Below are 4572 nucleotides of genomic sequence, written 5' to 3' on the forward strand. Positions count from 1 at the left end.
TCCGCTCGCGTCGCTCGCGGCCGGTTTCGCGGAGGCGCAGCGTGCGTATCAGGCGGCGGTGCGCGAGCAGATCGCGCAACTGGTCGAACAGGCGGCGCGGCAGGTGATCCGCGGCGAGCTGGACGCGCGTCCCGAGCGCCTGCTCGCCTGCGTCGACGAGGCGCTGGCGCTGCTGCCGCAGGTGCCGGAGGCCGTCGCCGTGCGGCTGAATCCGGACGAGTACCGCCGCATCGTGGCGGTGCTGCCGGAGCACGCGGCGCGCTGGACGCTGACGCCCGACCCGTCGCTCGACGCGGGCGAATGCCGCGTCAGCGCCGGTGGCCAGGAGCTGGACGCGGGATGCGCCCAGCGTCTCGCCGCCTGTATCGAGCGAATCGGCGCGCATCTGGCCACGCCGCATATGCAGACGCAGTCGCCCGAGGCCGACACGTTCGCGCCGCCGCCGTCCATCGCCCCGGCGCCGTCGACGCCGATCGACACGCCCGCTCCCGAGCCGACGCCAACGCCGAAGTCGCCGAAGCCCCGGCGCCCCGCCGCGGCGCGTGCAACCGCCGCACCCGATCCGGAGCACCCATGACGCGCATGCCGCCCACCCCGTTCGCCCCGTTCGCGCTCGCCGATATTCCGGTCGCGCGGCCGGTCGGCCGCCTGAGCGCGGTATCCGGGATGATGCTCGAAGCCACCGGCTACGCGTTCGAGACGGGCCGGCGCGCGCGGATCGAAACCGTCGGCGGTGGCTGGCTCGACGCGCGGGTGGTCGGCTTTCGCGAGAACACCGCGTACCTGATGCCGCTGCGCCGCGCGAGCGGCCTGGTTGCCGGCGCCCGGGTGATCGCGGAAGGCGAGGCGCGCACGCTGGCGATCGGTCCCGCGTGGTGCGGGCGCGTGATCGACGGCGTGGGCGAGCCGCTCGACGGCCTCGGCCCGCTGACCGGCGACGCCATGCTGTCGCCGTGCGCGCCGCGCGTGAACCCGATGCGCAAGCGCCCGGTAGCCGGCGTCCTGGATGTCGGGGTGCGCGCGATCGATGCGCTGCTCACGCTCGGGCGCGGCCAGCGCGTCGGGCTGTTCGCGGGCAGCGGCGTCGGCAAGAGCGTGCTGCTCGGGATGATCACGCGGCAGACGGCGGCGGATGTCGTCGTGGTCGGCCTGATCGGCGAGCGGGGCCGCGAGGTGCGCGAGTTCGTCGAGCACGCGCTCGGCTCCGACGGGCTGAAGAAGGCGATCGTGGTGGTCGCGCCCGCCGACGAATCGGCGGCCATGCGAATGGCCGCGACCGAGCTGTGCCACGCGATCGCCGCGCATTTCCGCGACGCGGGGCAGAACGTGCTGCTGCTGGTCGATTCGCTCACCCGCTACGCGATGGCGCAGCGCGAGATGGCGCTGGCGCTCGGCGAGCCGCCGGCCACGCGCGGCTATCCGCCGTCGGTGTTCGGCCTGCTGCCGCAACTGGTCGAGACGGCTGGCAACGGCGAGGGCGCCGGCACGATGAGCGCGATCTACACGGTGCTCGCGGAAGGCGACGACGAGCAGGATCCGGTCGTCGACACCGCGCGCGCGATCCTCGACGGCCACATCATGCTGTCGCGCGATCTCGCGACCGATGGGCATTTCCCCGCGATCGACGTGACGCGCTCGGTCAGCCGCTGCATGTCGCTCGTCGCCGCCGACGCGCAGCGCGACGCCGCGCGCGGCGTGAGCGCGATGCTGTCGCGCTACGCGCAGATCCGCGACCTGATCCCGCTCGGCGGCTACGTCGCGGGCGCCGATCCGTCGACCGACCGCGCGGTCGAGCGCTATCCGCTGATCGCCGATTTCCTGCGCCAGCGCCCCGACGAGCGCGGCACACACGCGGACACGCTGGCGCGGCTCGCGGCGCTCGTCGCATGAGCGGCGCACGCACCGTCGCCAGCCTCGCGCGGCTCGTCGCGCTGCGCGATCGCGAGGTCGAACGCCTGCGCCGCGAGCTTGCCGACCGGGAAGCGTTGCGCGAGCAATACCGGCGCAACCTGGCGCGCATGGCGGAGCTGCTCGCCGATCACGCGGCGAGCGGACACGCCGGCATCGGCGCGGCGCACGCGGTGCTTGCGCTGAACGGCGCGAACTACCGGATGCAACTGATCGCGATGATCCATGCGCATGCCGACGATCTCGCGCGCCACGAAGCCGGGCTCGACGCGCACCGGGCCGCGCTGACCGCCGCCGTGCTGAAGCACCGCCGGCTGGCGCATGCCCTGGCGGCCAAGCGCGCGGCGCTGGCCCACGACGCGCAGCGCAAGCAACAGAAGCAGCAGGATCAGCTCGCCGCGCAGGCGGCGCTGCGCCGTCACGTCACGTCCATTCCCATTTCCTGACAGGAAGCCTCATGTTCGATCTCGGAAATCCCATCGATACGGCCAAGAGTCTCGCCGACATCACGATGTCGCAGGCGAACAGCCGTCTGAAGAACCAGCAGGCGCGCAACACGGCCACCCGCAACGCCCTGACCAAGCTGCAGACGGCCCTGACCACATTCCAGGGCGCCATGAAGGAACTGACCGGCGCCAGCGGGATGCAGAAGCACGCCGCGGCGCTGTCGGACGCCGCGTACGGCAGCGTCTCCGTCTCGGCGGGCGCGCGGCCGGGATCGCACACGTTTTTCGTCGAGCAACTGGCGTCCGCGCATCAGGTGGCGTTCGCCGGGATCCAGCCGATTGCCGCGGCGGGCGCCGGCACGCTCGGCGTGTCGCTGGCCGACGGCACGACGTTCGACGTCGATCTGTCGGCCGCGAAGGCCGATGCGTCGGGCAACGTCAGCCCCGCCGAACTCGCCCGCGCGATCAATACCGCGGCAGGCAACGACGGCAAGGTCAGCGCGTCGATCGTCACCGTGAACGGCACGCAGCAGCTCGTGCTGAACGCCGGCAGGAGCGGCGAGGCGGGGCGCATCGCGCTCGACACGTCGGGCCTCGGCGACGCCGGGCTCGCGGCCTCGCTGAACGCGCCGTCCGAACTCGCCGCCGCGCGCGACGCGGTCATCTGGTACGGCGGCAAGGACACCGGCACGCGCGTTCAGCAGGCGTCGAACACCTTCACGGGCATCGAGGGCGCGAGCGTCACGTTCACGCGCGCGATGCGCGACGGCGACACGCCGCTCAGGCTCGAGATCACGGCCGACGGCGACGGCACCGCCGAGAACGTGAGGGCGTTCGTCGATGCCTACAACGCGCTGATGGGCGAGATCGCGACGTTGTCGAAGAACGGCGGCGAGACAGGCGACCCCGGGCCGTTCGCGGGCGACGCCGGCGTGCGCGCGTTGCAGCAGCGGATGAATGCGCTGCTGCGCGGCGACGTCGACGGCGTGCGTCTGCTCGACTACGGCGTGTCGGCGGACCGCACCGGCAAGCTGTCGCTCGATCGCACGCAGCTCGACGCGATGCTCGCGAAGCAGCCGCAGGGGCTCGATGCGCTGTTCTCGGACAGCGCCGACGGCCTGGGCCGGCGCATGGACGATTACCTGAAGACCTGGACCTCGTCCACCGACGGCCACATTCAAAGCCGCCAGACGTCGATGCAGGCGATTGAGAAATCGTTGAGCAAGAAGGCGGTGTCGCTCGAGGATCAATACATTCGCGTCTACAACCGCTATCTCGCGCAGTTCACGCGCGTCGAAACGCTGCAGGAAAACATGAAGCACACGCTGACGATTCTCGAAAGTCTGCCGTCGTTCAACGGGGGCAAATCATGACGAGCGCAACGGGCTACGGCGGCTATCACACCGCGGATCTGGACGCGCGCACGGCGAGCGCCTCGCCGGTGCAGCTCGTGATCGTGCTGATGGACGGCCTGCTCGACGAAATGGCGCGCGTGCGCGGCCATATCGAAGGGCGCCGTTTCGAGGAGAAGGGCGTCGGCATCGGCAAATGCATCGGCATCCTCAACGGGCTGACGAGCGCACTCGATTTCGACTCGGGCAGCGACGTCGTGCGCGATCTCGCGCGGCTCTACGAATTCTGCTCGTGGCGGCTGAACGAAGCCGGTTTGACGCTGAACACGGCGCTGGTCGACGAGGTCAGCGTGCTCGTCGCCACCTTGCGCGACGCATGGGTCGGCGTCGACCGACATTATGGATAACACCGTGGACGACACCCGGAACCTGATGGAACTCGCCGCGCGCGTGCGCGCCGCGACCAAGCGCCGCGACATCGCCGCGCTGACGATACTCGATCGGCTGGTGCGCGACGTCGCGAACGGCATGGTCTCGCGTTCGCACGCGAGCGTGACGGAGCAACGTGCCGTTGCGCTGCTGCGTATCGCGCACCACGATGCCATCGACATGCTCGAGGCCGAATCGGCGCGGCTTGCGCGCGACCTCGCCGCGCTCGGCATGCGTCGCGCCGGGTGGCACGCGTATGCGCAGAGTGGCGCGGGAGAGCGGGCGGCATGGTCATGATCGCGTTGAATGCCATGCCGGTTGCGATGCGCGTCGGCGAAGCGGGGGGCGGCGCGTTGGCGTCCGCGTCGAAGCCGGGCTCGCGCGTGGCGCAGGCGGCGCAGCAGCCCGCGCGCGCAGGCGGCATGGCGTCGCCGTGC

6 protein-coding genes are annotated in these 4572 nt (G+C 71.3%); all 6 read left to right on the top strand.

From position 1 onward, the window contains the following. On the top strand, positions 1-577 hold a 577-nt coding region (locus tag G3N92_RS31090; RefSeq protein ID WP_277396215.1), incomplete at its 5' end, for a FliH/SctL family protein. A gap of 5 nt (positions 578-582) precedes the next feature. After that, positions 583-1890 carry a FliI/YscN family ATPase gene (locus tag G3N92_RS31095; RefSeq protein ID WP_206131378.1) on the top strand — a complete coding sequence of 436 codons (1308 nt, stop codon included), beginning with the start codon at positions 583-585 and terminating at the stop codon, positions 1888-1890. Continuing rightward, positions 1887-2354 (top strand): hypothetical protein, encoded by a 468-nt coding sequence (locus tag G3N92_RS31100; RefSeq protein ID WP_206131374.1) that lies wholly within the window; start codon positions 1887-1889, stop codon positions 2352-2354. The genes G3N92_RS31095 and G3N92_RS31100 overlap by 4 nt, the downstream gene beginning before the upstream one ends. A gap of 11 nt (positions 2355-2365) precedes the next feature. Then, the gene (gene fliD, locus G3N92_RS31105) at positions 2366-3727 is read left to right on the top strand and encodes a flagellar filament capping protein FliD (protein WP_206131375.1); all 1362 of its coding nucleotides are present in this window, start codon (positions 2366-2368) and stop codon (positions 3725-3727) included. Next, positions 3724-4113, top strand: coding sequence for a flagellar export chaperone FliS (gene fliS, locus G3N92_RS31110; RefSeq protein WP_206131376.1), 390 nt, complete (start codon positions 3724-3726; stop codon positions 4111-4113). Before fliD ends, fliS begins: the two co-directional genes overlap by 4 nt. Positions 4114-4117: 4 nt before the next feature. Continuing rightward, positions 4118-4432 carry a hypothetical protein gene (locus G3N92_RS31115; RefSeq protein ID WP_206131377.1) on the top strand — a complete coding sequence of 105 codons (315 nt, stop codon included), beginning with the start codon at positions 4118-4120 and terminating at the stop codon, positions 4430-4432. Positions 4433-4572: the final 140 nt, after the last annotated feature.

The organism is Burkholderia sp. Ac-20379 (genome assembly GCF_017104645.1).
Lineage (GTDB): Bacteria > Pseudomonadota > Gammaproteobacteria > Burkholderiales > Burkholderiaceae > Burkholderia.

Coding starts and splice junctions, on each gene's coding strand:
- G3N92_RS31095 (WP_206131378.1), top strand. CDS start 583: ATGCCGCCCACCCCGTTCGCCCCGTTCGCGCTCGCCGATATTCCGGTC.
- G3N92_RS31100 (WP_206131374.1), top strand. CDS start 1,887: ATGAGCGGCGCACGCACCGTCGCCAGCCTCGCGCGGCTCGTCGCGCTG.
- fliD (WP_206131375.1), top strand. CDS start 2,366: ATGTTCGATCTCGGAAATCCCATCGATACGGCCAAGAGTCTCGCCGAC.
- fliS (WP_206131376.1), top strand. CDS start 3,724: ATGACGAGCGCAACGGGCTACGGCGGCTATCACACCGCGGATCTGGAC.